The sequence below is a fragment of the Maricaulis sp. MIT060901 genome (assembly GCF_047123815.1).
GTDB lineage: Bacteria > Pseudomonadota > Alphaproteobacteria > Caulobacterales > Maricaulaceae > Maricaulis.
Genome location: NZ_CP138920.1, coordinates 408,185 through 434,925 on the forward strand (window position 1 = coordinate 408,185; position 26,741 = coordinate 434,925).

The window sequence follows — 26,741 nt, forward strand, 5'->3', positions numbered from 1 at the left end:
TGGCGGCCTTTCCTTGTCTATCAGGCGATTAACGCCTTATTCCGGGCTCGCTTCAGAGGCTGCTTCAGCAGCGGCAGCTTCTGCGATTTCCGCCGGAAGCCCCTCTTCCTCGATCGCCTGCTCGCGCTCTGCGAGCATTACGTCGTCACGATCATCTGCAAGTTTCTGGTACTGACGCATCATGGCACCCGTACCGGCAGGAATCAGTCGTCCGACGATGACGTTCTCTTTCAGGCCTTCCAGCGTGTCTTCCTTACCCTGGACAGAGGCCTCGGTAAGAACGCGCGTGGTTTCCTGGAAGGACGCCGCGGAGATGAAGGAACGCGTCTGCAGCGAAGCCTTGGTGATACCCAGCAGAACCGGGTCGCCAGCGGCCATACGCTTGCCTTCGGCTTCCAGACGCTCATTGGCTTCGATGTACTCGATCTTGTCGACCTGCTCACCGGCAAGGAAGGTACTCTCGCCCGGATCACGGATTTCGACCTTCTGCAACATCTGACGAACAATCGTCTCGATGTGCTTGTCGTTGATCGGAACACCCTGCAGTCGGTAAACTTCCTGGATCTCGTCGATCAGGTAATTCGCCAGTGCCGGAACGCCCAGGATCGCCAGGATGTCGTGCGGCGCCGGGTGACCGTCAAGCAGGTATTCGCCCTTCTGGATGATGTCGTTTTCCTGAACCGTCAGGTGCTTGCCCTTCGGAACCAGGTATTCGACACGACCCTCTTCCGGATTCTCCTCCGGAACGATGGCGATGCGACGCTTGTTCTTGTAGTCGCGACCAAACTCGACACGGCCGGTGATCTCGGCGATCACAGCGTGGTCCTTCGGACGGCGGGCTTCGAACAGTTCGGCAACACGCGGCAGACCACCGGTGATGTCACGCGTCTTGGCACCTTCCGTCGGGATACGTGCAATCACGTCACCCGGGCGGATCTCGTCGCCATCGCTGACGGAAAGAATGGCGCCAACGGCCAGCATATAGCTCGCGGTAGAACCGGACGACAGCGTGATCAGCTCACCATTCTCGTCCTGGATAACCAGGGCCGGCTGAATGGAGGACGACTTGGTGCCGGAACGCCAGTCGATGATCACCTTGGAGGCGATACCGGTGGCTTCGTCCGTTTCCTCTTTCACGGAAACGCCGTCGGTGATGTCGACAAAGCGAACCTTGCCGCCAACTTCCGAAACGATCGGAGCGGTATACGGGTCCCACTCGGCGAGGCGCTGACCGCGCTCTGCCTTGTCGCCCTCTTTCACGCGCAGCTTGGTACCATAACCCAGCTTGTGCGCTTCACGCTCCTTGCCCTCGCCGTCAACGACACAGACCTGCATGTTACGGCTCATGACGATCAGATCGCCATCAGCATTGGTCACGGTCGACGGGTTGGTGAAGGCGATCTTACCCTCATTGGTGGCTTCCACGAAGGATTGCTCGGAGACCTGCGCCGTACCACCGATGTGGAAGGTACGCATGGTCAGCTGGGTGCCCGGCTCACCAATGGACTGCGCTGCGATGACACCGACGGCCTCACCGATATTGACGCGCGTACCACGCGCCAGATCACGACCGTAACAGGTCGCACAGACACCGACGCGGGTTTCACAGGTCAGCGGCGAACGCGCGCGGACGCTGATCACGCCAGCCGCTTCGATTTCCGCAGCCAGGTCCTCGTCGACATAGGAGTCGGCACCACAAATGGTCTCGCCCGTCGCCGGGTTCTTGACCTCTTCTGCGGTGGTCCGGCCCAGCAGGCGCTGTTCCAGAGAGACGATGACTTCACCACCATCCACAACGGCATCGATCTCGATGGACTCGGACGTGCCGCAATCCTCTTCGGTGATGATGCAGTCCTGGGCCACGTCGACGAGACGACGTGTCAGGTAACCGGAGTTCGCGGTCTTCAGGGCGGTATCCGCCAGACCCTTACGCGCACCGTGGGTGGAGTTGAAGTATTCGAGGACGGTCAGGCCTTCCTTGAAGTTCGAGACAATCGGCGTCTCGATGATCTCGCCAGACGGCTTGGCCATCAGGCCACGCATACCTGCCAGCTGCTTCATCTGGTTCTTGGAACCACGAGCGCCGGAGTGAGCCATCATGTAGACCGAGTTGACCTCGGAGATACGGCCGTCTTCACCGACCGTCGTCTTCGCGATCTCGTCCATCATGGCGTCAGCGACATTGTCCGTACACTTCGCCCAGGCGTCGACCACCTTGTTGTACTTCTCACCCTTGGTGATCAGACCATCAACATATTGTTGCTCGTATTCGGAAACGAGCTGGCGGGTTTCACCCACCAGGTCCGCCTTGGCGTCCGGAATGAGCATGTCATCCTTGCCGAAGGAAATGCCGGCCTTGGCAGCTTCCTTGAAGCCCAGACCCATGATCTGGTCACAGAAGATGACCGTCGCCTTCTGGCCGCAGTGACGATAGACATTGTCGATCAGCGCACCGATCGCCTTCTTCGTCAGAAGCTCACCAACCATTTCCGGCTGGATCTTCTCGTGACGCGGCAGGAGATCGATGATCATCTTGCGACCCGGTGTCGTCTCGATGACCTTGGTGACCTGGTTGCCTTCGGAATCGATGCCTTCCCAGCGAGCCTTGATCTTGGCGTGCAGGGTCACAGCGTCGGTTTCCAGGGCGGCTTCCATTTCCGCACGGCTGCCAAAGGCCATGCCCTCGCCCGGCTCGTTCTCTTTCTCGATGGAAAGATAGTAGAGGCCCAGAACGATATCCTGGGACGGGACGATGATCGGCTTGCCGTTGGCCGGGGACAGGATGTTGTTCGTCGACATCATCAGCGTCCGCGCTTCCAGCTGGGCTTCCAGCGAGAGCGGGACGTGAACAGCCATCTGGTCACCGTCAAAGTCAGCGTTGAACGCTGCACAGACGAGCGGGTGAAGCTGGATGGCCTTGCCTTCGATCAGTTTCGGCTCGAATGCCTGGATGCCAAGACGGTGCAGTGTCGGCGCACGGTTCAGCATGACCGGGTGTTCGCGGATGACCTCGTCGAGCACATCCCAGACTTCCGGACGCTCTTTCTCGACCAGTTTCTTGGACTGTTTGACGGTGCCGGACAGGCCCTTTGCGTCAAGGCGAGCATAAATGAACGGCTTGAACAGCTCGAGCGCCATCTTCTTCGGCAGGCCGCACTCGTGCAGCTTGAGATCCGGACCAACCACGATGACCGAACGGCCGGAATAGTCGACGCGCTTGCCGAGCAGGTTCTGACGGAAACGACCCTGCTTGCCCTTGAGCATGTCGGAGAGCGACTTCAGCGGGCGCTTGTTGGCACCGGTGATGACGCGGCCGCGACGGCCATTGTCGAACAGGGCGTCGACGGATTCCTGGAGCATCCGCTTCTCGTTGCGGATGATGATATCCGGCGCGCGCAGCTCGATGAGGCGCTTGAGGCGGTTGTTACGGTTGATCACACGACGATAGAGATCATTGAGGTCAGACGTCGCGAAACGGCCGCCATCCAGCGGAACCAGCGGGCGCAGTTCCGGCGGAATGACCGGGATGACCGTCAGGATCATCCATTCCGGCTTGTTGCCGGAAGAGATGAAGTTCTCGAGCAGCTTGAGACGCTTGGCGTACTTCTTCAGCTTCAGCTCGGAACCGGTTTCCTTCATGTCTTCACGGATCTTGGCGCACTCGGCTTCCATATCCATGTTGATCAGGATTTCGCGGACAGCTTCAGCACCAATGCCGGCGGTGAAGGCGTCTTCGCCATACTCGTCCTGCGCGTCCATGTATTCTTCTTCGGAAAGAAGCTGGAACGGCTGCAGCGGGGTCAGGCCCGGCTCGATGACAACATAGTTCTCGAAGTAGAGAACACGTTCGACGTCCTTGAGCGCCATGTCGAGGATCATGGCGATCCGAGAAGGCAGGGATTTCAGGAACCAGATGTGAGCAACCGGAGCGGCCAGCTCGATGTGGCCCATGCGCTCGCGACGAACGCGCGCGAGGGTCACTTCAACGCCGCACTTCTCGCAGACGATGCCCTTGTACTTGATACGCTTGTACTTACCGCACAGACATTCGTAGTCCTTCACAGGACCGAAGATGCGGGCACAGAACAGACCATCACGTTCCGGCTTGAACGTCCGGTAGTTGATGGTTTCCGGCTTCTTCACTTCACCGAAGGACCAGGAGAGGATTTTCTCCGGGCTGGCGAGTGCGATGCGGATCCGGTCGAAAGACGGGCCTTCGGCAGCCGGATTAAAGATGTTCATGACGTCGTTGTTCATGTCATCACTCCCATAAGGGGTTTGCGGGACGGCGAACCGCCCCGCGAAATTGATTGCCTTAGCCGTTCTTCAGTTCGACGTTGAGGCCGAGCGAACGCATTTCCTTGACGAGAACGTTGAAGCTCTCCGGAACACCGGCTTCGAAGGTATCGTCGCCACGGACGATAGCCTCGTAGACCTTGGTCCGGCCAGCCACGTCGTCCGATTTCACCGTCAGCATTTCCTGCAGCGTGTACGCCGCACCGTATGCTTCGAGTGCCCAGACCTCCATCTCACCAAAGCGCTGGCCACCGAACTGTGCCTTACCGCCCAGCGGCTGCTGGGTGACGAGGGAGTACGGTCCAATCGAGCGAGCGTGGATCTTGTCGTCCACCAGGTGGTGCAGCTTGAGCAGGTGCTTGACGCCGACCGTGACCTTGCGGCGGAACGGCTCACCTGTCTGACCATCATAGAGTGTCGACTGACCGGAACGGTCAAAGCCTGCCAGTTCCAGCATGTCAGCCACGTCCGGCTCACGCGCACCGTCAAAGACCGGCGTTGCGATCGGAACACCGTTTTTCAGGTTCTGGCCCAGCTCGGCCAGTTCCGCTTCGGTATCCGGAAGCTCGGCATCCTCACCATAGGCACGCTTCAGCTCGGTCGTCAGCGTCTGGACATTGCCATCACGCTTGTAGGCCTCGTAGGCCTCGCCGATCTGGGCGCCCAGGCCCTTACAGGCCCAACCCAGGTGGGTCTCCAGGATCTGACCAACATTCATTCGCGAGGGAACGCCCAGCGGGTTCAGAACGATATCGACAGCTTCACCATTGGCCAGGAACGGCATGTCCTCGATCGGGTTGATCTTGGAAATGACACCCTTGTTGCCGTGGCGACCGGCCATCTTGTCACCCGGCTGAAGCTTGCGCTTCACGGCAACAAAGACCTTGACCATCTTCATCACGCCCGGAGGCATTTCGTCGCCGCGCTGCAGCTTGTCGACCTTGTCCTCGAAACGACGGTCCAGGCGCGCCTTGGAGTCTTCGTACTGCTTCTGCAGTGCTTCGACCTGGCCCATGGCCTTCTCGTCGTCCAGACCGATGCGCCACCACTGGCTGCGCGGGGTCTCGTCGAGGGCGTCAACAGTGACCTCACCCTTGGCAAAGCCGCGCGGTCCGGAGACAGCCGTCTTGCCCAGCAGCAGATCGCCGAGACGCTGGTAGATATTGCGTTCCAGGATGACCAGCTCGTCATCACGGTCCTTGCCGAGGCGTTCGATTTCCTCACGCTCGATCGAGATCGCGCGCTCGTCCTTGTCGACGCCATGGCGGTTGAAGACACGAACCTCAACGACCGTACCGGTGGCACCGGACGGCATGCGCAGAGAGGTGTCACGAACGTCGGACGCCTTCTCACCGAAGATGGCGCGCAGAAGCTTTTCTTCCGGCGTCATCGGGCTTTCGCCCTTCGGCGTCACCTTGCCGACCAGGATATCGCCAGCAGCAACTTCGGCGCCGACGGCAACAATGCCGGCCTCGTCGAGATTGCGCAGGGCTTCCTCACCGACATTCGGGATGTCGCGAGTGATTTCTTCCGGACCCAGCTTGGTGTCACGCGCTGCGATCTCGAATTCCTCGAGGTGGATCGAGGTAAAGACATCGTCGCGCACGATACGCTCGGAGATGAGGATGGAGTCCTCGAAATTGTAGCCGTTCCAGGGCATGAAGGCGACGACCACGTTACGGCCGAGCGCCAGATCACCCAGATCCGTGGACGGGCCATCAGCAATGATGTCACCACCACGCACCGCATCACCCACACGTACGATCGGACGCTGGTTGATACAGGTGGACTGGTTGGAACGCTGGAATTTCGACAGGCGGTAGATGTCGACGCCGGACTGGGCCGCTTCGAGATCTTCCGTGGCGCGGATAACAATACGCGTCGCGTCGACCTGCTCGACCACACCGGCACGCTTGGCCGCAATGGCCGCACCGGAGTCGCGGGCAACAACAGCTTCCATGCCGGTACCGACGAGAGGCGCTTCCGCCTTCACCAGCGGCACGGCCTGGCGTTGCATGTTCGATCCCATCAGAGCGCGGTTGGCGTCATCGTTCTCGAGGAACGGGATCAGCGCCGCAGCAACGGAGACGACCTGTTTCGGCGAGACGTCGATGAAATCGACTTCATCGCGCGAGGTCAGGGTCACATCACGGACCGGACCGACACGACAGTTGACGAACTCATTGTCCAGACCGCCATCGGTATTCACGTGGGCGTTGGCCTGGGCGATGGAATAACGCGCTTCCTGCATGGCGGAGAGATACTGGATATCTTCCGTCAGCTTGCCGTCCTCGACCTTGCGGTACGGGCTTTCGATAAAGCCGTACTTGTTCACACGAGCGAAGGTGGACAGGGAGTTGATCAGACCGATGTTCGGGCCTTCCGGCGTTTCAATCGGACAGATACGACCATAGTGCGTCGGGTGTACGTCGCGGACCTCGAAGCCTGCACGCTCACGCGTCAGACCACCCGGCCCAAGCGCGGACAGGCGGCGCTTGTGGGTGACTTCCGACAGCGGGTTCGTCTGGTCCATGAACTGCGACAGCTGCGAGGAGCCGAAGAATTCGCGGACGGCAGCGGCAGCCGGCTTGGCGTTGACCAGGTCGTGCGGCATGACGGTCTCGATATCAACCGAGCTCATGCGCTCCTTGATCGCACGTTCCATGCGCAGAAGACCGATGCGGTACTGGTTTTCCATCAGCTCGCCAACGGAACGAACACGACGGTTGCCCAGGTTATCGATGTCATCGATATCACCGCGGCCGTCACGCAGGTCGACCAGGGTCTTCAGGACAGACAGGATGTCATCCTTGCGCAGGGTGCGCATGTCATCCGGAGCGTCCAGGTCGAGACGCATGTTCATCTTCACACGGCCAACAGCAGAGAGGTCATAACGCTCGCTGTCAAAGAACAGGCCCTGGAACATCGCTTCGGCGGTTTCCGGGGTCGGCGGCTCACCCGGGCGCATGACACGATAGATGTCGACGAGCGCCTGCTCGCGGCTCTCATTCTTGTCCACGGACAGGGTCGTGCGAACATAGGGACCAACACCGGTGGCCGGATCGATATCCAGGATACCGATTTCCTTGGTGCCTGCGTCCTTCAGCTCGACCAACAGCTCTTCGGTGATCTCGTCGCCGGCTTCGGCAAAGATCTCGCCGGTTTCCATGTTGACCATGTCTTCCGACAGGTAGGCACCGATCAGCTGGTCGTCGCCAACCAGCAGGTTGGCCAGGCCTTCATCGGCCAGCTTGTTGGCAGCACGGGCAGACATTTTCTTGCCGGCTTCGGCAACAACATCACCCGTCTTGGCGTCCACCAGGTCGCGCTGCGGTTTCACACCGCGCCAGCGTTCCTTCACGAACGGTACGCTCCAGCCCTTCTTGGTCAGCTTGTATTCAACAGCCGTGTAGAAGGTGGAGAGGATCTCTTCCTTGTCGAGGCCCAGCGCATACAGCAGGGTCGTCGCCGGCAGTTTGCGGCGACGGTCGAGGCGCATGTGGACCACGTCCTTGGCGTCAAACTCGAAGTCGAGCCAGGAACCGCGATACGGGATGATGCGCGCTGCGAACAGGTATTTGCCGGAGGAGTGCGTCTTGCCACGGTCATGGTCGAAGAACACGCCCGGAGAACGGTGCATCTGGGAAACGATGACACGCTCGGTACCGTTGACGATGAAGGTACCCTTGTCCGTCATGAGCGGGATATCGCCCATATAGACGTCCTGCTCCTTGATGTCCTTGACCGAACGGGCGCCGGTTTCTTCGTCCACATCGAAAACGATCAGACGCATCTTCACCTTCAGAGGCGCAGCATAGGTCATGTCCCGCTGCTGACACTCCTCGGTGTCAAATTTCGGAGGCTCGAACTCGTAGGATACGAAGTCGAGAACCGCACGCTCAGCGAAGTCCTTGATCGGGAACACCGATTTAAAGACAGCCTGCAGACCCGTATCGGTCCGCTCGCTGGAATGCATGTCCTTCATCAGGAAGTGTTCATACGAACTCTTCTGGACTTCGATCAGGTTCGGCATCGCGACCGTTTCCGGAATGCGACCGAAAGATTTGCGAATGCGCTTTTTGCCGGTGAACGACAGACCCATGTCGGCTCCCTTCGCAGATAGCACTGCATAGATGCGGAGAGGATGCTCCGCGCCCCTCGCCCCTAGATCCAGACGGACGCCTGGACCGGTTAAACGAAACGCCCCGGGACGGGTTGGCATTTCGCAGTCATTCCAAGACGGGCTAACGGACGCGCAGGAAACCCCACGCGCCCGCAGCACATCTCAATCACGCCGTAGCGCGATTACTTAAGCTCGACAGAAGCACCTGCAGCTTCGAGCTTAGCTTTGATCTCTTCAGCCTCAGCCTTGGCTGCGCCTTCTTTGACGGCCTTCGGAGCGCCTTCAACCATTTCCTTGGCTTCTTTCAGGCCAAGACCGGTGATTGCGCGGACTTCCTTAATCACGTTGATTTTCTTGTCGCCAGCAGCGGTCAGAACAACGTCAAATTCGTCCTTCTCAGCAGCAGCTTCGCCACCGCCGTCGCCGGCCGGGCCAGCAGCAACTGCAACAGCAGCAGCGGCCTTGATGCCTTTTTCTTCGAGAAGGTCGTTGAGTTCCTTGGCTTCCATGATGGTGAGGGCCAGGAGTTCGTCACAGAGTTTAGCTACATCAGCCATTTCTATAGTTCCTTAAAGTCGTAGTCGTGTCAGTTCGATAGCGGAGAATGACGTTAGGCTTCGGCCTTCTCGCCGATGACCTCGATGGCGCCAGCCAGGCCCTGACCCGGAGCAGCGATACGCTGACCGATCTGGGACGCCTGCCCAAGCAGACGTGCGGCAATGGTACCAATGAGTTCTTCGCGAGACGGCATCTTGGAGAGCGCCACGATACCGTTGGCATCGAAGATTTCCTCTTCCATGAAACCACCCAGGATGACGAACTTGTCGTTATCCTTGGCGTAGTCGACAGCTGCCTTCGGCGCTGCAACAAAGTCTTCCGAGTAAGCGATGGCCACCGGACCCTTGAAAAGGTCAGAGGCGCCCTCACCCGGCTTGCCCTTGAGTGCAATCTTAGCGAGGCGGTTGCGAACAACCTTGAACGTGCCACCGAGCTCACGGAGCTTGGCGCGCAGTTCCGTCATTTCCGCAACGGTCATGCCCGAATAATGAGCCATGACCACGGATCCGCTCTCGCCAAAGATGCCATTCAGCTCTTCAACGGAAGCTTCTTTTTGATTGCGATCCATTTGCGGACTCCCTGCAAGGCTCACCCACCATGGGTGAGCCGGTGAAACACCACACTGATGAAACCTGCAGATCTCATCGGTGCGATGGATCCTGTCCCAGGGCTCGAACCAGCACGACCTTGGCAACCAAGGTCACATTGATCTCGCTCTGTCTCACACAGGGCCTTCTGTGATTAAGACCGGCCAAGCCGGTCCCCTGTGATCTCGGACAGGTTGGTCTGCCAAGACGCAAAACGCGCGCCCAAACAGGCCGACCAGCCCGGCTGGATATAGCCAGCCGGGCTGAAACTCAATAGCTTAAGCAGAAATTGCGTCAGCCATGTCAATCTTGACGCCCGGGCCCATCGTGGAGCTGAGCGAAATACGCTTTACGTACGCGCCTTTAGCACCCGACGGCTTGGCCTTGACGATCGCGTCAACCAGAGCACGGACATTCTCGGCAATTGCAGCTTCGGTGAAGCTAGCCTTGCCAATACCGGCGTGAACGATTCCCGCCTTCTCGACGCGGAACTCGACAGCACCGCCCTTGGAATCATTGACCGCCTTGGTCACATCCATGGTCACCGTACCTACTTTCGGGTTCGGCATCATGCCGCGCGGGCCAAGCACCTTACCCAGACGGCCGACGATCGGCATCATGTCCGGGGTCGCGATGACCTTGTCGAAATCGATATTGCCAGCCTGGACCTGTTCCATCAGATCCTCGGCGCCAACAACGTCCGCGCCGGCAGCCGTGGCTTCCTCAGCCTTCGGGCCACGAGCGAAGACAGCAACACGAACCGTACGGCCGGTGCCGTTCGGCAGGTTGCACACGCCGCGGACCATTTGGTCAGCGTGGCGCGGGTCAACACCCAGATTCATGGACAGCTCGATGGTTTCATCGAACTTGGCCGTGGCATTGGACTTCACCAGGGCAGACGCCTGGTCGATCGTGTAAACAGCGTCGCGATCTACGGTTTCGCGAGCAGCAGCGGTGCGCTTTCCGAGTTTAGCCATGATCTTACTCCGTCACTTCCAGACCCATGGAACGAGCGGAACCGGCGATGATTTTGGTCGCCTGGTCGAGATCGTTCGCATTGAGGTCCTTGAATTTCGCTTCAGCGATCTCGCGGCACTGGGCCGTCGTGACCGAACCGGCAACTGCAGAACCAGGGGTTTGGGAACCCTTCTGGACCTTGGCAGCCTTCTTCAGATAGAAGCTGGCCGGCGGCGTCGCGATGACGAAGGTAAAGGACTTGTCGTTGAAGACGGTGATGGTCGTCGGGATCGGCATCCCTTTTTCCATCTCTTGCGTCTTCGCGTTGAACGCCTTGCAGAATTCCATGATGTTCACACCGCGCTGACCCAGTGCAGGGCCGATCGGCGGGGACGGGTTGGCAGCGCCAGCAGGCACTTGCAGCTTGATATAGCCGTCAATCTTCTTGGCCATGTTCCCACTCCATTAACAAGGCACGCCCATCGTGCCTCTGAGGGTTTGCGGTACGGCCCGGCATGGTCTTGGCACCGGCACCTCCCGCAGAGTTACGCCTAGGCCGTCTTTTCGACCTGGGCGTATTCCAGCTCGACCGGGGTTGCCCGGCCGAAAATATTGATTGCCACTTTCAGACGGCCATCGATGTCGTCGACTTCCTCGACAACACCGGTGAAGCTCTGGAAGTGACCGTCGATGACATTGACCGTCTCGCCAACTTCGTAGCTGACCGTCGGACGCGGACGCTCGGCGTCCTCTTCCATCTGGCCGAGGATGCGTTTGACTTCATTCTCGGAAACCGGGATCGGCTTTTTACCCGAGCCCAGGAAGCCCGTCACTTTCGGCGTCGACGTCACCAGGTGATAGGCCTGGTCGGTCATGTCCATCTTCACCAGGACATAGCCCGGGAAATACTTGCGCTCTGCATTGACCTTGCGGCCCTTGCGAACTTCGACGACCTCTTCGGTCGGAACGAGGACTTCTTCAAACTTGTCCTCAAGCCCCTGGATCGCCGCTTCGGCGCGGATCGCCTCTGCCACCTTCTTCTCGAAGTTGGAATAGGCGTGCACGATGTACCACTTGGCAGCCATACAGCGCCTCCTTAACCGAGCGAGAGCAGGAATTGGATAATCAGCTGGAGCAGGCTGTCCACGCCCCAGAAGAAGAGCATTGCGATAATGGTCAGGATGACGACCATGACCGTAGAGACCCAGGTTTCACCCCAGGTGGTCCAGGTCACCTTGCGCGCTTCCTGACGGACCTGCGCGAGATATTGAAACGGGTTGGCCCGCTTCTTTTTCTGTGCGCTGTCCTCAGCTGCCATCTTCTTATCCTTAGAATTCTGCGCCATACGCTCTCAGATGGGACCACAGGCCCCGCATTTCAATTATCCGCCGGATTTTCGTCGCCTGGCAGGGGCGGAGGGACTCGAACCCCCGACCCTCGGTTTTGGAGACCGATGCTCTACCAACTGAGCTACACCCCTGTACACAGGCGCGAAAAATTATGACGGCGTCGCCGCCGCCATCTCCGAAGCGCTGCTAACTACACGCAGTCCGACCGTTTGAAAACAGGAAATTGCAATTTCAATCCAGCGAATTTCAGTTGCCCTGTCAGGCCGCTCCGGAAGCAAACGGGGCCTCCGGTAATCCGGAAGCCCCGCAAACAGTTTTCCGTCCGATGACGGAGGTCGATTACTCGACGATCTTGGAGACGACGCCAGCGCCGACCGTGCGGCCACCTTCGCGGATTGCGAAGCGCAGACCCTGGTCCATGGCGATCGGCGTGATCAGCTCAACGTTCATTTCAACGTTGTCGCCCGGCATAACCATCTCGGTGCCAGCGTTCAGCGTTACAACACCCGTCACGTCCGTCGTACGGAAGTAGAACTGCGGACGGTAGTTGGTGAAGAACGGCGTGTGACGGCCACCCTCTTCCTTCGTCAGGATGTAGGCTTCAGCAACGAACTTCGCGTGCGGCGTGATGGAGCCCGGCTTGGCCAGGACCTGGCCACGCTCAACACCGTCACGGTCGATGCCGCGCAGCAGGATACCGACATTGTCGCCCGCTTCACCGCGATCGAGCAGCTTGCGGAACATCTCTACGCCCGTACACGTCGTCTTCTGGGTGTCGCGGATACCGATGATCTCGATTTCCTCGCCAACCGTGACAACACCGCGCTCGATACGGCCGGTCACAACCGTACCACGACCGGAGATCGAGAAGACGTCCTCGATCGGCATCAGGAAGGACTGGTCAACCGGACGATCCGGCGTCGGGATGTAGTCGTCAACAGCAGCCATCAGCTCGAGGATCTTGTCCTTGCCGATGTTTGCGTCACGGCCTTCAACAGCGGCCAGAGCAGAACCGGCCACGATCGGAATATCGTCGCCCGGGAACTCGTAAGAAGACAGAAGCTCGCGAACTTCCATTTCAACCAGCTCGAGCAGCTCTTCGTCGTCAACCTGGTCAACCTTGTTCAGGAACACGACCAGAGCCGGAACGCCAACCTGGCGCGCCAGAAGGATGTGCTCACGCGTCTGCGGCATCGGGCCGTCAGCAGCGTTAACAACCAGGATAGCGCCGTCCATCTGGGCAGCACCGGTGATCATGTTCTTCACGTAGTCGGCGTGGCCCGGGCAATCAACGTGAGCGTAGTGACGGTTTTCCGTCTCGTACTCAACGTGCGCCGTGGAAATCGTGATACCACGTGCCTTCTCTTCCGGCGCGCTGTCGATCTCGTCATAGCCCTTGGCTTCACCACCGGAAGCCTCAGCCAGAACCATCGTGATAGCAGCCGTCAGCGTGGTCTTGCCGTGGTCAACGTGACCAATCGTACCAATGTTCGCGTGCGGCTTTGTGCGCTCAAACTTTTCCTTCGCCATCGATCTTTACCTCATTAGATGCCGATCTGGAGACGAATGGCCGATCGACTAGAGTGGATATGACATGGATGCGTAGCATCCGGTTATGGTGCGGCCTGATACACAAGGATTGCCCTGCTAGGCAAGTCCGAATGCAGCCGAAGTCTCAGTCGCTTGAAAGAAAGATTGGAGCGGGTAGTCGGGATCGAACCGGCATCCTCAGCTTGGAAGGCTGCTGCACTACCATTGTGCTATACCCGCGCCATCTGAGTTGTTTAGCCGCTTCGTTTCCGGGCGTCGAGGGGGTAAGTGCGCACTGTTGCAGTTGTTTAAGCAGGTGTTGAAGGCGGTCGCAGCGCGAGGTCTAGCGCAGCGCTTTTGTCCCTGCGCAAGCCGTGTGACGGCATTTCACGTTTATCCTCCCTCGGGGAGGTGTCCCGAAGGGACGGAGGGACCGGAGGGCGAAGCCCGGAGGTTTAGTGCTCACTAGCGTTCGCACCCCCTTCGACCTCGCCTTCGCCAAGGCTACGGCGAGCCCACTTCCCCGCGAGCGGGGAAGATATCCACAGCGCTCAAACCTCGGGCATACTCTCCGGTGATCCATGTCGTGGGAGGCGAGAGCTCAGTCTTTTCGGGCGTGGATGTGCGGGGAGCGTCTGCCGACCCTTGAGGGTCAATTCTGGTATGGCAGACAGCAGACCCGTGTGCGGGAGGCCCTTAACCCCTGCTTTTGAATATACATCCGGTTTCACCGGCCTTCCGCATGCCTCTCACTCCAGATCGCGAGATCGTGGAGATTTTGGTGTTTGCCCCTCATCGCCCTTCTTCGCCAAGGCTGCGAAGGGCACTTCTCCCCCGAGGGAGAAGGATGAGAACAAGACGTCACCCGACGCCAAAGGCGTCGCCCCATCGGAGGCGTGAGCAAAGCGAACTGCCGTGAGATAAGAAAACAGCGACCTCACCACAGGCGCTTATTGGCGAACGCTCTGCCGGAACCAGACTTTAGATATCGCTCGAACGCGAGCGCGCGGTCGCGAGACTCGAAGCCAAGCACCATCACCACTCGTCACGGCGCTGCAAAACGCGTGGCTTTAGATTTGCCGGCATTGTGCTCGGCGAGTCTTCGCCCGACATCGTTTGTGAAACCGATATATCGATGAGATGGCATTACATCGCTACGCAAAAGATAGACGTAGTACATTCGCGCCTCCCACGGAGGCACCTTACAGCGCATGATAAAAGCTGACCGTGACGACTGTCACGCAACCCGCCTGCTCCTTGCGGCTTCGGCGGGCATCTCTTCGCCCATTCTATTGAGTGTGGCTCGCCAGCCGGAGCCCAGAGGGCGAAGGATGGTGGAGGGGGTTGGATTCGAACCAACGTACGCTCTCGCGGCCAGATTTACAGTCTGGTGCCTTTAACCACTCGACCACCCCTCCACAGGGTGTGTGAAACACGACTTAGCCGGGTCTCACCGGACCTGCAACAAAGGGTCTCAGTAATTGCTGCGACATGTTATGGAGCCGCCCAATCAAGACACCGCCCTGAAACAGGAGCGCGGACTATAGTGACGAAGCCAACAGACCGCAACACTCGCAAACGCACGGATTACACACGACGCTCCAAGCCTTCTGGCGCAAGCCAATCGGGCTGGATCTGGGGGCGTCACGCCGTGCTTGCGGCCATCGAAAATCCGCGTCGGGAGATTCTCGACCTGCGGGTGACACTCAATGCTGCACGTGATCTGCCGGAAGGTACGCCGCACACGCTGGCCAAGCCGGACGAGATTGATCGCCAGCTGCCCGACAGTGCCGTGCACCAGGGATTCGCGGCCGAGGCCCGAGCGCTCGATCCCGAGCCGATCAATGCCGTGCTCGATCCGACTCACGGAACGGTCCTCGTGCTCGACCAGGTCACCGACCCGCACAATGTCGGCGCCATCATGCGCTCCGCCGCCGCTTTCGGCATCCGCGCCATGGTCATGCAGGACCGCAAGTCCCCGCCCCTGTTTGGCACGGTGTGTAAAAGCGCGGTGGGTGCAGCGGAGCGTGTACCGCATATCCGCGTGACCAATATCGCCGATACCCTGCTGGACATGCGCAAGAAGGGTCGTTTTGTCGTCGGTCTGGCGGGTGAAGGCGAACAATCCCTTGCCGAGGCGCTGGCCGGTCCGGATGGACAGGGGCACGGCGCTGGCCTGGTGATTGTCATGGGCTCGGAAGACAAAGGCCTCCGCCCACGAGTGGCAGAGGCCTGTGATGTTCTCGCGCGGATCCCGATGAGCGACACAATCGAGAGCCTGAATGTCTCCAACGCCGCTGCGATCACGCTTTACGAGGCGGCGAAGTGGCGGCCGGTCAGGAACCGGCCAGCCGACGTGGCCTAACGGGAATTCCCGGTGCGCAGCACGGTCCGACCGTGACGGCGCCAGTTGATCGATCCCTCGATCTCGTTGATCTCGACATCGCCAGAACCGTTTTCATTGACGGTGACATTGGTGGCCGTGCCGCCAAAATCGATATCGCCGGAACCGTTGATGCGGGCTTCGAACGGCTGCGCCTGGCCACCGCGTACGCGGATATCACCGGAGCCGGAAATCCCGGCATTGAAGGCACCGTTCATGCTGTCAGCAACAATGTCGCCGGAGCCGGAAATACGGATACTCAGGGACTGAACGTCACCCAGTTCAACATCGCCAGAACCGGAAATACCGATCTCGACATCGCCATCAACACTGCCGGCTTCGACATCACCGGAACCTGAAATACCGATATCCATCATGCCGCCGACAGTGCCCATGAAGACATCGCCGGAACCTGAAATGCCGATATCCGCCGTACCGCCGACATTTTGCAGGCGCACATCACCGGAACCGGAAATACCGATATCCGCGTCGCCAGCAACATTGCCCGCTTCGAAACGGCCACACTTGGACATGCCGATATCCATGGACGCCATATCTTCCGCCGTACCGACAAACAGGCTGCGCTCGATTTCCAGTGCCAGATCGACCGGCGCGGTAATCGTCAGCATCGGGTATTCATCGAGCGACTCGCGACTCTCGCCCTGCTCCCAGACCTGGTAGCGGTTATTGCGGCTGTTACAGCGCATGCGGCGCATGTTCAGACCGCCGTCGACGATAACGGTCTCGCCGCTTTGATTGACACTCGGCGTGTCGACATGACCACCGGAATTGGTAACAGCGACAGAGATGTCGGAACCGCCGGTGCGGATCTCGATCCGGCCAGCAAAATTGGTGATGCGCAAGGCGTCGGCACCGGCATAACGGCTGCCGTCCTGCAAGGCCGTGGCGGAGCTGGTCGTCGCCGCATTGGCAAGACCGGCGATACCGGCAATCACAAGCGCGGAGGTCGCGATGAGCGTGGTTTTGGTCGGCATGATTATTCCCTCGAAAATGTTCCTGTTGTCCCCTAGATGCGCGAAACGCCTCTTCCGGATGCAAAATAATCACATCGAGACGCACAAAATGCTGACCGCAACATGACGGTCACTTAATGCGCCGGGCGAATTCGGCTTCATAGAGAGATTGGCCCGGCGGGCGTCCCGCCAGGCCAACAGGCCTTAGCCGGGCCAGAACTGGTAGACGGCGGTGGCTATGATCGTGCCCAGTGCATAACCAAACACGCCCACCAGGACACCAGGCGTGACCAGGTCCTTCCAACCTTTTGCCGCAGCCAGCGCCGGGGCCGTCGTCGCCCCGAGAATGGCAGCGTTGGAGGCGGTGATCAGCTCCGGCAGGGAGAGCTTGAAAATGGCGCCGAGACCAAAGGTCACAATGCCATGCACCGCGAGCAGGATGGCAATGATCAGAAGCAGCAGAGGCGCTTCGCTGATAACTGCCTGCAGGTCCGCGCCCGCAGCAATCGCAGCGAAGAACACAAAGCTCAGCGCAATACCCAGCTCGTAACCGCCATGCATCTTCGCCATGCGTTTCGGGAACAGGGTCGCCGGGATCAGGGCGAGGACAGTGATGATCGCGTAACGCCAATTGCCCCAGCTGTCAGAGACAGTCTCGCGCAGATAACCGGTAATCCAGTCACCAAGCGCAACCACGATCAGCGCGAAAGTGATGGAATAGGTCAGCGTGGCAGCCGTCGGCTTGCCTTCTTTCTCCACGACGACATCGCCTTCGCTGTGGTCACGTTTGACGAACTTGTTGGCGATCCAGGTGATACCCGGCATAACCGCCAGAAAGCCCAGGAAGAGACCGGAATAAAGATTGTCCACGGCGGTAGCGGCAGACACAAAGGCCGGGTTGTTCTCGCGCAGGCCCGTCAGATCAACCAACGCTGCATAGTTCACCGAGCCGCCGATGTAGGTCGCGGTGAAAGTACCGGCGGCTGCCGCCTGGTTTTCACCAATATTGACCAGAGAGAAGGCCACGATCGCGCCGGCGACCGTGCCGACCGCCGCTAGCAGAAAGGCCAGCGTCATGCGCGTCGTCTCGAAGAAGATCTTCTTGAGATCCGCCTTCATCAGGAAGAGCGGGATCAGGATCGGAACGAAATAGGTGAAAACGAAGCTGTAACCGGCAGAGCTTTGCGGGATCAGCCCGATATTCGACGCCAGGATCGCGAACAGGATGGCCCAGACCGCACCGGTCAGCAGCGCACCGATCCGCGTTTTCTCCATGAGGAAGCCTGCTGCCGCAATGACAAACAGGGCAGCAACGCTGGCAACAGCGTTATCAGCTGGGATGAGAGACATGAAACAACTCCTCTGGGCCGCTATGCCGGTTCGGCATGGCTGGCGTCGATCTCACTGGCTTTGATGAAGGCGGGACGTGCGGTCAGGCGCTCGACATAGGACACGAACAACGGGTCCTTCTCCATCATGTTGAAATTCATAAGAAAGCCCATGGTCGCCCCAAGAGCGACATCAGCTGCGCTGAAGCGGTCATTGACCAGGTAGGACTTGCCTTCAAGCCCCTGGTGCAGGGTTTCGAGAACACGTTCCCAATTGCCCCAGCCGAGCGCACCAGCGGGCGCGTCCCGACCGGTGGCCTTGTCAAAACTGGCCGGTTCCATGACGGCAGAGCCAAAGAACATCCAGCGCATCAGGCTGGCCCGCCCCGCCTCACCGAGCGCCGGCGCCAGACCGGCATCCGGATGGGCATCGGCCAGGTAGAGACAGATCGCGGCAGTCTCCGTAATCAGCTCGTCACCGATCTGCAGGGCAGGAACCTTGCGCATGGGTGAGACCGCGGCAAAGGCCTCGCTCTCGATCTCGTTGCGCACATTGACCGGCACCAGCTTGTACGTCGCGCCGACCTCTTCCAGCATCCACAGCGCCGTGCGACAGCGCGTTTGCGGGCAGTAATACAGCTTGTATTCGCTCATGCTCAGCCCTCCCCGGCAACAAAGGCGTCGACCTCGATCTCGATGAGATATTCCGGTCCGATAAAGCGCGAGACCTCGACCATCGTTGTCGCCGGCTCATTGTCCTTAAAACGGCGGCCATGCACGGCACCAAAGGCATCGGACATGGAGATATCTGTCACGAACATGCGGGTGCGCATGATATCGGTGAATTTCGCTCCGACCTGTTCCAGCGCGGCTTCGATAATGTCGAAACAGCGTTCGGCCTGTCCGGCCGGATCACCGACAGCATGCGGATTGCCTTCCGCATCCACCGAAACAGTCCCGGTGACCCAGACATGATCGCCGCGACGAATGGCGCGGCAATACCCGACATCCTTTTCCCAGCGGGCACCGGAGAAGGCGCGTCTAGTTTCCACCCGCCGCTCCATCGACCGGCGCGAGCAGGTCCAGCGTCACCGCCGTCATTGCCTCGGTCGCCTGGGTGATCGTCGTCATCGGATCATCCGGGGCAAATTCCGGTGTGTGATTGGACGGGCGGGACATGCCGCGTGCATCGTAATCCTCCAGCCGGGCCTGCGTCGTGCCGCCGACCCAGAACATGAAGGTAGGAACCTCGTGTTCGGTACGGTGGTACTGGGAATAATCCTCACCGCCCATGATCGGCGGAACCTCGCGCACATGGTCGCTGCCAAATCGCGACCGCATTACCGAAACAGCCCGCGCCGCCAGCACCGGGTCATTGAACAGGGACGGCGTATAGGTCTCCTCGATCTCGACGCGCGGATACTCGTCCGGCTCGAGCCCGTAGGAGGCCGCCTGCGAGGCGGCGATGCGCTGGATGCCTTCCAGCAATTGCGCGCGCACATCATCGGAATAGGAGCGCACGGTCAGCTGCAGATGCGCCTCCGGACCGATAATGTTGTGCTTGGTTCCGGCATGGAAGGCGCCCACCGTGACCACGCCCGGTTCCAGCGGGTTGAGCTCGCGGGACACCAGTCCCTGCAGCGCCACAACAATCTGCGAGGCGAGATAGATCGGGTCTTTCGTGGTGTGTGGATAGGCCCCATGACCGCCGCGCCCCTGCACATAGATGTCGACCGAGTCGACATTCGCCATCGCATAACCCGGGTGATAGGTGATGTCGCCGACGGCCGTGGAGGCAAATGTGTGGAAGGACAGATTGTAGTCCGGCAGCGGGAACCGCTCGTAGAGCCCGTCATCCAGCATCGCCACGGCGCCCAGCCCCAGCTCCTCTGCCGGCTGGGCAATCAGGACCAGCGTGCCGGACCATTCATCCGTGCGTTCGGACAACTGGCGCGCGGCGCCGATCAGCGCTGCCATGTGTGTGTCATGGGCACAGGCGTGCATGACCGGGAATTCATTGCCGATCCGGTCCTGGCCGACCACGGTCGAGGCATAGGATACATCCGTGTTCTCCTGCATCGGCAGCGCGTCCATATCCGCCCGCAGGGTTACGGTTGCCCCCTCGCCATTGCGCAATACACCGACGACGCCGGTGCGGCCGACACCTTCAGTGACCTCGAACCCCAGCGCCCGCATTTCCTCGGCCATGCGCGCCGCCGTCTCGATCTCCATGAAGGAGAGTTCCGGATTGGCGTGGAAATGCTCGTAGAGCGGACCGATATGGGTGGTGTAATCGGCGCGGATCGCCTCGCGCAGGGCGTCATCGCCCGGTGCGCTGACGGTTTCAGCCAGACCATCCATCGGGACGTCACCCGACACGGCGGCTTCCTCGGTTTGCGCGGCGTTATCCGCAGGCGAACAGGCGGCCAGCGCTAGGACGGCGACAGCACTCAGCAGGCGCAGCTTCATGGTGATCCCTCGATTTCCCTTCCCTTGATCGCGCGATATTCGACCGTTCCGGCCAAGCGGGTCAATCAAAACCGCAAAGGGGGGACGCAGATGGCGCACAATCCCCTTGCCGCGCTTGCCCAGGCTGGCAGCATTGGCCACCTAGTACAGGTGCTCACATGTCTTCTCCCCTCCCCCTTGAAATAAAGGGACTTTCACGGCGCTTTGGCGCGGTGCAAGCGCTACGTGACGTCACGCTGAATGTGCCAGAAGGCAGTATCTACGCTTTCCTTGGCCCGAACGGTGCGGGCAAAACCACCGCGATCCGCTGCATGCTGGGCCTGATCCAGGCGAATGGCGGCGAGGTTCGAATCGCCGGTCACGATCTGCGCAGGAAACGCACCAAGGCCCTCGCCAGTGTCGGTGCGGTAGTGGAAACGCCCGCCCTCTTCCCCAATCTGACCGGTCGCGAAAACCTCGCCTTGACCGCGCGTGTGCTCGGTCACGAAAAGGCCGAGATTGATCGCGTTCTGGACGTCACCGAGATGAGCCATGCTGCGGAGCGCCGTGTCGGCCAGTACTCGCTCGGCATGCGCCAGCGTGTAGGTATCGCCCGCGCCCTTCTGGGCCGCCCACGCCTGCTGGTCCTGGATGAACCCTCCAACGGCCTCGACCCGGCCGGCATTCGCGACATGCGCAGCCTGATCAAGGCGCTGCCGGAGCGCGAGAACACCACCGTCTTCATGTCCAGTCACTTGCTGTCAGAAGTCGAGCAAACCGCAACCCACGTCTCGCTGATGCGAGCCGGTTCGACACTCTTCTCAGGCTCGCTGGACGAGCTGGCTGCCTTGCAGCCAACCACCATCCGCCTCAAGGCCGATCCCGCCTCCGGTGCCGAGCAGATCGCCAGCAATGCCGGTTTCTCGACCGCAAAAGAAGACGACACGCTTGTGCTCACCCGTGACGAGGACATCACGTTGGACACGATCGCCGAACTCAACCGCACGCTCATCGCCGCTGACATTGCCGTCCACGAACTGCGCCTGGCCAAATCCGGCCTCGAGGAAATTTTCCTCAAGATGGCGCATGACGAGACCCCTGCCAAAAAAGGAGAGGTGCAATGATATCGCTCCTGCGCGCGGAAGCGCTGAAACTGCGCCGTTCCCTTGTTCTGTTGGTCGCCGCCACCCCGCCCCTGATGGTCTTCGCGCTCGGCTTCCTGGTAACGATATCCGACAACGGTCCCGACAATTGGCAAATCCAGATCATGAGCGGATCAGCCATCTGGGGATTTTTCCTGTTGCCAATGAGCGCCATCGGCCTCACCGCCCTGCAGGCCCAGCTGGAACACGCCCCCAATACCTGGTCACACACGCTCGCTCTGCCCCGTCCCAAATGGCAGGTTTTCCTGGCCAAGGCGATCTGGGCCCAGCTCATTCTCGCCATTGTCAGCGTGCTGGTGATGCTGGCCAGCATCTCGAGCACCATGCTTGGCCTGCCCTTCTCGGAACACGGCGCCATGACAGATGACATCAACTGGAGCCAGGCCGTCTCACTCTACAGCCGCATGTATGTCGCGGCGCTTTTCGTAACGGCCCTGCAATGGCTAATCGCGACCCGTTTTCGAAGTTTCGCGGTCGCTGTCTCGGTCGGTATCGGCGGCACGTTTGTGGCCGTCGCGGCAACCAGCTCGAAATGGGGGCTCTACTTCCCCTGGCTGATGCCGGTGAACATCCTTGCCAGTGAGCCGGAAAGCGCCAACCTGGCCATGACCTACGGCCTGACCGGCGGTGTTGTGGTCTACCTGATCGGCATTATCTGGCTGGCGCGCCGCGACTGGGGCTAGTCCCCGCTCGCACGCCGAACCGGTGCCGGCATCCGACAGGCCTCGATGACCGGCGGCGGGGTGTTGATGAACCATTCGTGGGTGCGATTCCGGGAGGCGTCCTTGGCATTGAAAAACGCTTCGCCGCGCGTATCCATGACCTCGAAACGAGGCTGTTCGTCCACCGGAAGGTCCGCTGCGACGCGCATCGACACTATGGGGTCCCGCCCGGCAGGGTCAGCAATCACGCCGGAGTTCACTGCCGCATCACCACGGCGGATGGCCTGGATGTGATCCATCCCCTCCAGCACACGGCCAAACACGGTCGTATTGCGATCGAGATAACGCGGGGCGTGTCCGATCACGATGAAGAATTCCACATCTGCGCTGTCGGCATCATTGTCGCGGGCCATGGCCATCGTGCCCAGGCAATGCAGCATCCAGGTCTGATCACCGTCACGGCCAACCGCGAACCCATCCACATGCCCGACTTCCGGCGCATAGAGGTCGCGATCCTGCATCGCGGTGAAGGTTACGCTGTCAGACGCCACAGCTAGCTCTGCGGCAAGCGCCGGGTATTGCGGCAGGACTTCGGAATTTTCCTCCTCGCCCCGGCCGCCCTGAACGACAAAGCCATCAATGACGCGATAGAATTCGCGACCATCGTAAAATCCGTCCCGCGCCGCCTGGCGCATGCGCGCAGCGTGATTGGGTGCAAACTGGTCAGCCAGCTCCACATAGACCACACCCGTGCGGGTCTCGATCACCAGGACATCCTCCGGGTCAACCGCACGCCAATCAGGGATATCCGTGAAATCCAGTCCGCCAATCACGCCGCCATCCATCGCAGGCGCATCACTGCAACCTGCTCCACATTCCGGTTCATCCGGCGCCTGGCAAGCCGCGACACCCAGGGCCAGTGAGGCCAATAAAAAGCGCATGATCTCGTCCCCCGCTTGCCCTCCGACTCTATCCAGCGCGGCAACCGACGCAATCCCCTCGACCAGAGGACAAGCTGAACGCAGGATGAAGGCAAGGGTCTGACAGCGTTCAGCCTGGGTGTTAGATGGTGTGTCTCGAACTTCAGAGAGGGAATTGAGATGAGTCTCGTGCGTTTCTTGGTCGGCGGTCTTGCCCTGGTGGCGGCCCAGTCCACTCCAGCCTTGGCACAGGAAGTCGTGCTGTATGACGGCCAGAATTATCAAGGTCGCAGCCTTCGCCTGTCCGGCGATGCGCCCAATTTAAATGATCTCGGTTACAACGACCGCGCCAGCTCCATCCGAATCATTTCCGGCACCTGGGAATTCTGCAAACACGCGCGTTATCGCGGCGATTGTTTTGTCGCCAGCGCGGACCAGGCCAGCATCTATGGCCTGGATAACCGTATTTCATCGGCGCGCCTGATCAGCGCCGGGCGCGGGCACAGAGGCAGGCCTCGCGATCGTGATTCTGGCTGGGATGACCGGCGCGATGATCGCTGGGATGACCGCGGCGACCGTCGCCGGGATCGCCGGCGCGGCCGCTCCGAGATCACGCTGTATTCCGGCCCCAATTTTACCGGTCAGTCGATTACGCTCGGCAGCACCGCCGACAATCTTCACAATTACCGTTTCAATGACCGTGCACGCTCGATCCGCGTCGAAGGCCGTGGTGGTTGGGTCGTTTGCCAGCATGCCCATTTCGAAGGCGCCTGCATGCAGGTCAATGATGATATTGCCTATCTACAAGGCGGCATGGCCGGTGTGATCTCCTCGGCGCGTCCAGACAGCAATTCCAATCGCCGCGGCACGCGCCCTCGTGAAGGTGTCTGGCTGTATGATGGTAGAGAATTCGTTGGCCGCCGATTCGAAACGGTCAACGACGTCCCCAATATCAATGACCTCGGCTTCAATGACCTCGCGGACAGCATCGTGGTCGCGCGTGGTGAAACCTGGGAAATCTGCGAACATGCGCGCTATCGCGGTCGCTGTGAAATTGTCGACAGCGAAAGCATTTCCGACCTGGCGCGTTACGGCTTCCAGAACCGGATTTCCTCTCTGAGACGGGTGGACGGATACAGTCGCTGGTAAGGCGAGCTTCGTTCCGCAAGGGCGGCCCCGCGGGGCCTCCCTTTTCACTTACCCATTCTGTGCAGACCGCTCGTCCACAAACAGCCAGGTCTCGGCCTCCTGACGAGTTGCAAAGATACTGTATTCGCCCAGCGGCCGCTCATCAGACCGGTGGATAAAGTGCTCTATGGCCAGCTTGTTCAGCGGATCCGGGCAGACAAATACAGTCTGCTCAATACCGTCTTCTCCGAACAGGGCGGCACGGTCCCGGACAAGCCGGGCCTGCATCCTGTCCATCGCTTCGGCATCCATGTCGGAGACATCCACCCCTCGGCTGTAGACGATCATCAAATAGCGGCAGGCGCGCGCAACCTCGCCGATCTCGATCAAGGCCGCGAAATGATCTCTGAATTCCTCAGCCGTCTGCCGGCCGGGGAAATAGGTCCAGATCATCAAGGATCTGGATTCATCGATTTCAAGCCCGATTGCCATCTGCTGCCCTTACCGCTGCATGAATAAAAATATTCATACCAAAAGCGGAGGGCGCATGGAAGGCTTCGATGTCAGCTATTCTGCACCGCCAAAGCGTTCCGACCAGGCCTCGACATCGGTGTCCTCGATCTTCTTGAACAGGACTTCCGGAGGCTCGACAGCCTGGCCCAGCGGCAGCGCGGTCAGCATCTCGCACACATCGCACGCGGGCCAGGTCCGCTCGTCGTCTGCCACGCCCAGCGCGTCGAGAATCGTCTTCGCCGCGTCGGGGATGATCGGCTGGGCGATTTTCGCCATCACCGTCATGTAGTTCAGCGCCGTACGCACGCCGATCGCCGCTGCGCTCGGATCCGCCTTGAACTTGGTCCACGGCTCGGCACGGGTCAGGTATTCATTGCCCAGCGCCCAGATCGCCCGGACCTCGCCGGCAGCCTTGCGGAACTCCATCGCCTCGAAATGGGTGGCAGCATCCTTCAGGCGCGCCTCCAGCTCCGAAGCCAGCCAGTCCTCGTCTGCCCCCCATTCACCGCCTTCCGGCACGACACCGTCAAAGCGGGACTTGTTGAAACGCAGGATACGATTGACGTAATTACCCAGCACATTGGCCAAGTCGGTATTGATCAGGCTCTGGAAATGTTCCCAGGTAAAGGCGCTGTCGGAGCCTTCCGGCGCGTTCGCCGTCAGATACCAGCGCCAGTAATCGCCCGGCAACAGGTCCAGCGCCTGGTCCATGAAGACACCGCGCTTTTCCGAGGTCGAGAACTTGCCGCCATACCAGGTCAGCCAGTTGAACGCCTTGAGCCTGTCCACCGTTTTCCACGGCTCTTCGGACCCGAGGATCGTGGCCGGGAAGGACACCGTGTGGAAGGCGACATTGTCCTTGCCCATGAACTGGACATAGGTGACGTCCTGCGCCCCCTTGTCGGTCCGCCACCAGCTTTCCCAGTCATTGCCGGTCGCATCGGCCCATTCCCGTGTCGCGCCGACATAACCGATCGGGGCATCAAACCAGACATAGAAGACCTTGGTCTCGAAGCCCTCGCGCGGCGTGCCGTCCTTGGCGACAGGCACACCCCACTTCAGATCCCGCGTGATGGACCGGTCGCGCAGGCCTTCATCCAGCCATTTATAGGCAATCGACTTGGCCAGGGAGGGCCAGCCATCCGAGGCATCGACCCAGGCACGGATCTTGTCTTCCATCTTGGTCTGCAAGAGGTGCAGATGCGCCGTTTCGCGTACTTCGAGATTCTTCGACCCGGAAATCTTGGAGTAAGGCTCCTTGAGATCCGTCGGTTCGAGCAGGCGTCCGCAATTATCGCACTGGTCACCGCGGGCGCGCTCGAACCCACAATGCGGGCACGTGCCCTCAACGTAACGATCCGGCAGGAAACGGTCATCATCGATCGAGAAGACCTGGTGCTCGACGCGCTCCTCGATCAGGCCCTTTTCCTCCAGCACCGCCGCGAAATGCTGGGTCAATTCGATATTCGGCGTGTTCGACGTACGACCGAAATAGTCATAGCTCAGCCCGTAGCCCTCACCGGCGGCACGCTGGATATCGTGCTGTTCGTCGCAATAGGTGCGCACATCCTTGTCCTCGGACGCCGCGGCCAGCTCGGCCGGCGTTCCGTGTTCATCGGTGGCGCAGATATAGAGCACATCATGCCCGGACAGGCGCTGGAAGCGCGCATAGACATCCGCCGGCAACATCGATCCGGCCAGATTGCCAAGGTGTTTCACACCGTTGATGTACGGCAGGGCGCTGGTGATCAGGATACGGGCCATTTGCGGATCTTCTTCTCGGGCGAATATGTTCATGCTTACTCACCTGTGACGCGAGTCG

At 60.0% G+C, this 26,741-nt stretch carries 22 protein-coding genes, 3 tRNA genes and 2 pseudogenes; 5 read left to right on the forward strand and 22 right to left on the reverse strand.

Going from position 1 to position 26,741, the window contains the following annotated elements:
- Positions 1–36 precede the first annotated feature (36 nt).
- The 13 genes from rpoC to SIC17_RS02125 all read right to left on the reverse strand — a co-directional run bounded on the left by rpoC (position 37) and on the right by SIC17_RS02125 (position 14,818).
- Positions 37–4,257, reverse strand: coding sequence for a DNA-directed RNA polymerase subunit beta' (gene rpoC / locus SIC17_RS02065; protein ID WP_412546252.1), 4,221 nt, complete (start codon positions 4,255–4,257; stop codon positions 37–39).
- Positions 4,258–4,315: 58 nt separating this feature from the next.
- Complete coding sequence (gene rpoB / locus SIC17_RS02070; protein WP_291896809.1) at positions 4,316–8,398, reverse strand: DNA-directed RNA polymerase subunit beta; 4,083 nt, start codon at positions 8,396–8,398, stop codon at positions 4,316–4,318.
- Positions 8,399–8,601: 203 nt separating this feature from the next.
- Entirely contained in the window at positions 8,602–8,976 is a 375-nt protein-coding gene (gene rplL, locus SIC17_RS02075; protein WP_291896812.1) for a 50S ribosomal protein L7/L12, read from the reverse strand.
- Between the two features lie 53 nt (positions 8,977–9,029).
- Positions 9,030–9,545: a 50S ribosomal protein L10 gene (gene rplJ / locus SIC17_RS02080; protein WP_291896815.1), complete on the reverse strand. Its 516-nt coding sequence runs from the start codon at positions 9,543–9,545 to the stop codon at positions 9,030–9,032.
- Between the two features lie 297 nt (positions 9,546–9,842).
- Entirely contained in the window at positions 9,843–10,541 is a 699-nt protein-coding gene (gene rplA, locus SIC17_RS02085) for a 50S ribosomal protein L1 (RefSeq protein ID WP_412546253.1), read from the reverse strand.
- A 4-nt stretch (positions 10,542–10,545) separates the two neighbouring features.
- Positions 10,546–10,974, reverse strand: coding sequence for a 50S ribosomal protein L11 (rplK, locus tag SIC17_RS02090; RefSeq protein ID WP_291896820.1), 429 nt, complete (start codon positions 10,972–10,974; stop codon positions 10,546–10,548).
- Between the two features lie 98 nt (positions 10,975–11,072).
- A complete protein-coding gene (nusG, locus tag SIC17_RS02095) occupies positions 11,073–11,606 on the reverse strand; it encodes a transcription termination/antitermination protein NusG (RefSeq protein WP_291896822.1) in 534 nt (177 codons plus the stop codon).
- Positions 11,607–11,617: 11 nt separating this feature from the next.
- On the reverse strand, positions 11,618–11,839 hold the full coding sequence (secE, locus tag SIC17_RS02100) for a preprotein translocase subunit SecE (RefSeq protein WP_291896825.1): 222 nt from the start codon (positions 11,837–11,839) through the stop codon (positions 11,618–11,620).
- Positions 11,840–11,925: 86 nt separating this feature from the next.
- Positions 11,926–12,001 (reverse strand) — tRNA-Trp (locus SIC17_RS02105).
- Positions 12,002–12,209: 208 nt separating this feature from the next.
- Positions 12,210–13,400, reverse strand: a complete 1,191-nt coding sequence (gene tuf / locus SIC17_RS02110; protein ID WP_293209981.1) for an elongation factor Tu — start codon at positions 13,398–13,400, stop codon at positions 12,210–12,212.
- A 166-nt stretch (positions 13,401–13,566) separates the two neighbouring features.
- Positions 13,567–13,640 (reverse strand) — tRNA-Gly (locus SIC17_RS02115).
- 805 nt (positions 13,641–14,445) lie between these two features.
- Positions 14,446–14,613: a GIY-YIG nuclease family protein gene (locus SIC17_RS02120; RefSeq protein WP_366940080.1), complete on the reverse strand. Its 168-nt coding sequence runs from the start codon at positions 14,611–14,613 to the stop codon at positions 14,446–14,448.
- A gap of 119 nt (positions 14,614–14,732) precedes the next feature.
- Positions 14,733–14,818: transfer RNA gene (locus SIC17_RS02125), tRNA-Tyr, on the reverse strand.
- Between the two features lie 128 nt (positions 14,819–14,946).
- Between SIC17_RS02125 and SIC17_RS02130 the strand changes: the two genes are divergently transcribed.
- The gene (locus tag SIC17_RS02130) at positions 14,947–15,765 is read left to right on the forward strand and encodes a TrmH family RNA methyltransferase (protein ID WP_291893197.1); all 819 of its coding nucleotides are present in this window, start codon (positions 14,947–14,949) and stop codon (positions 15,763–15,765) included.
- Here the strand turns inward: SIC17_RS02130 and SIC17_RS02135 are convergent.
- Entirely contained in the window at positions 15,762–16,001 is a 240-nt protein-coding gene (locus tag SIC17_RS02135) for a GIN domain-containing protein (RefSeq protein ID WP_412546944.1), read from the reverse strand. The two genes, SIC17_RS02130 and SIC17_RS02135, sit on opposite strands and share 4 nt — an antisense overlap.
- Here SIC17_RS02135 and SIC17_RS02140 point away from each other — a divergent pair.
- Positions 15,885–16,142 (forward strand): annotated as a pseudogene (locus SIC17_RS02140) (hypothetical protein); the annotation flags it as partial. The gene SIC17_RS02135 and the pseudogene SIC17_RS02140 overlap by 117 nt on opposite strands.
- Here the strand turns inward: SIC17_RS02140 and SIC17_RS02145 are convergent.
- The 5 genes and pseudogenes from SIC17_RS02145 to SIC17_RS02165 all read right to left on the reverse strand — a co-directional run.
- A pseudogene (locus SIC17_RS02145) lies at positions 16,023–16,778 on the reverse strand (GIN domain-containing protein); the annotation flags it as partial. The pseudogenes SIC17_RS02140 and SIC17_RS02145 sit on opposite strands and share 120 nt — an antisense overlap.
- A gap of 183 nt (positions 16,779–16,961) precedes the next feature.
- Complete coding sequence (locus SIC17_RS02150; RefSeq protein WP_291893205.1) at positions 16,962–18,107, reverse strand: DUF819 domain-containing protein; 1,146 nt, start codon at positions 18,105–18,107, stop codon at positions 16,962–16,964.
- Positions 18,108–18,127: 20 nt separating this feature from the next.
- The gene (locus SIC17_RS02155; protein ID WP_412546254.1) at positions 18,128–18,739 is read right to left on the reverse strand and encodes a glutathione S-transferase family protein; all 612 of its coding nucleotides are present in this window, start codon (positions 18,737–18,739) and stop codon (positions 18,128–18,130) included.
- A 2-nt stretch (positions 18,740–18,741) separates the two neighbouring features.
- Positions 18,742–19,137, reverse strand: coding sequence for a RidA family protein (locus SIC17_RS02160; RefSeq protein ID WP_412546255.1), 396 nt, complete (start codon positions 19,135–19,137; stop codon positions 18,742–18,744).
- Complete coding sequence (locus tag SIC17_RS02165) at positions 19,127–20,554, reverse strand: amidohydrolase (protein WP_291893212.1); 1,428 nt, start codon at positions 20,552–20,554, stop codon at positions 19,127–19,129. Before SIC17_RS02165 ends, SIC17_RS02160 begins: the two co-directional genes overlap by 11 nt.
- A gap of 212 nt (positions 20,555–20,766) precedes the next feature.
- On the opposite strand from SIC17_RS02165, the gene SIC17_RS02170 reads away from it, so the two are divergent.
- Both SIC17_RS02170 and SIC17_RS02175 read left to right on the forward strand, forming a co-directional pair.
- On the forward strand, positions 20,767–21,657 hold the full coding sequence (locus tag SIC17_RS02170) for an ABC transporter ATP-binding protein (protein WP_412546256.1): 891 nt from the start codon (positions 20,767–20,769) through the stop codon (positions 21,655–21,657).
- Complete coding sequence (locus SIC17_RS02175; protein ID WP_412546257.1) at positions 21,654–22,379, forward strand: ABC transporter permease; 726 nt, start codon at positions 21,654–21,656, stop codon at positions 22,377–22,379. The genes SIC17_RS02170 and SIC17_RS02175 overlap by 4 nt, the downstream gene beginning before the upstream one ends.
- On the opposite strand, the gene SIC17_RS02180 is transcribed toward SIC17_RS02175, so the two are convergent.
- On the reverse strand, positions 22,376–23,299 hold the full coding sequence (locus SIC17_RS02180) for a peptidylprolyl isomerase (RefSeq protein ID WP_412546258.1): 924 nt from the start codon (positions 23,297–23,299) through the stop codon (positions 22,376–22,378). The genes SIC17_RS02175 and SIC17_RS02180 overlap by 4 nt on opposite strands.
- Before the next feature lie 159 nt (positions 23,300–23,458).
- Between SIC17_RS02180 and SIC17_RS02185 the strand changes: the two genes are divergently transcribed.
- The gene (locus tag SIC17_RS02185) at positions 23,459–24,427 is read left to right on the forward strand and encodes a beta/gamma crystallin-related protein (RefSeq protein ID WP_412546259.1); all 969 of its coding nucleotides are present in this window, start codon (positions 23,459–23,461) and stop codon (positions 24,425–24,427) included.
- 48 nt (positions 24,428–24,475) lie between these two features.
- Here the strand turns inward: SIC17_RS02185 and SIC17_RS02190 are convergent, their stop codons facing one another.
- Entirely contained in the window at positions 24,476–24,898 is a 423-nt protein-coding gene (locus SIC17_RS02190) for a hypothetical protein (RefSeq protein WP_291893229.1), read from the reverse strand.
- 75 nt (positions 24,899–24,973) lie between these two features.
- Complete coding sequence (gene metG / locus SIC17_RS02195; protein WP_412546945.1) at positions 24,974–26,683, reverse strand: methionine--tRNA ligase; 1,710 nt, start codon at positions 26,681–26,683, stop codon at positions 24,974–24,976.
- Positions 26,684–26,741: the final 58 nt, after the last annotated feature.

What these genes read in the sequence shown, in the direction of transcription:
- SIC17_RS02155 (WP_412546254.1), bottom strand. Translation starts at nt 18,739, where the DNA reads ATGAGCGAATACAAGCTGTATTACTGCCCGCAAACGCGCTGTCGCACG.
- metG (WP_412546945.1), bottom strand. Translation starts at nt 26,683, where the DNA reads ATGGCCCGTATCCTGATCACCAGCGCCCTGCCGTACATCAACGGTGTG.
- nusG (WP_291896822.1), bottom strand. Translation starts at nt 11,606, where the DNA reads ATGGCTGCCAAGTGGTACATCGTGCACGCCTATTCCAACTTCGAGAAG.
- rplJ (WP_291896815.1), bottom strand. Translation starts at nt 9,545, where the DNA reads ATGGATCGCAATCAAAAAGAAGCTTCCGTTGAAGAGCTGAATGGCATC.
- tuf (WP_293209981.1), bottom strand. Translation starts at nt 13,400, where the DNA reads ATGGCGAAGGAAAAGTTTGAGCGCACAAAGCCGCACGCGAACATTGGT.
- SIC17_RS02165 (WP_291893212.1), bottom strand. Translation starts at nt 20,554, where the DNA reads ATGAAGCTGCGCCTGCTGAGTGCTGTCGCCGTCCTAGCGCTGGCCGCC.
- rplA (WP_412546253.1), bottom strand. Translation starts at nt 10,541, where the DNA reads ATGGCTAAACTCGGAAAGCGCACCGCTGCTGCTCGCGAAACCGTAGAT.
- SIC17_RS02135 (WP_412546944.1), bottom strand. Translation starts at nt 16,001, where the DNA reads ATGAACGGTGCCTTCAATGCCGGGATTTCCGGCTCCGGTGATATCCGC.
- rpoC (WP_412546252.1), bottom strand. Translation starts at nt 4,257, where the DNA reads ATGAACAACGACGTCATGAACATCTTTAATCCGGCTGCCGAAGGCCCG.
- rpoB (WP_291896809.1), bottom strand. Translation starts at nt 8,398, where the DNA reads ATGGGTCTGTCGTTCACCGGCAAAAAGCGCATTCGCAAATCTTTCGGT.
- secE (WP_291896825.1), bottom strand. Translation starts at nt 11,839, where the DNA reads ATGGCAGCTGAGGACAGCGCACAGAAAAAGAAGCGGGCCAACCCGTTT.
- SIC17_RS02185 (WP_412546259.1), top strand. Translation starts at nt 23,459, where the DNA reads ATGAGTCTCGTGCGTTTCTTGGTCGGCGGTCTTGCCCTGGTGGCGGCC.
- SIC17_RS02180 (WP_412546258.1), bottom strand. Translation starts at nt 23,299, where the DNA reads ATGCGCTTTTTATTGGCCTCACTGGCCCTGGGTGTCGCGGCTTGCCAG.
- SIC17_RS02150 (WP_291893205.1), bottom strand. Translation starts at nt 18,107, where the DNA reads ATGTCTCTCATCCCAGCTGATAACGCTGTTGCCAGCGTTGCTGCCCTG.
- SIC17_RS02190 (WP_291893229.1), bottom strand. Translation starts at nt 24,898, where the DNA reads ATGGCAATCGGGCTTGAAATCGATGAATCCAGATCCTTGATGATCTGG.
- rplL (WP_291896812.1), bottom strand. Translation starts at nt 8,976, where the DNA reads ATGGCTGATGTAGCTAAACTCTGTGACGAACTCCTGGCCCTCACCATC.
- SIC17_RS02175 (WP_412546257.1), top strand. Translation starts at nt 21,654, where the DNA reads ATGATATCGCTCCTGCGCGCGGAAGCGCTGAAACTGCGCCGTTCCCTT.
- SIC17_RS02120 (WP_366940080.1), bottom strand. Translation starts at nt 14,613, where the DNA reads ATGCGCTGTAAGGTGCCTCCGTGGGAGGCGCGAATGTACTACGTCTAT.
- rplK (WP_291896820.1), bottom strand. Translation starts at nt 10,974, where the DNA reads ATGGCCAAGAAGATTGACGGCTATATCAAGCTGCAAGTGCCTGCTGGC.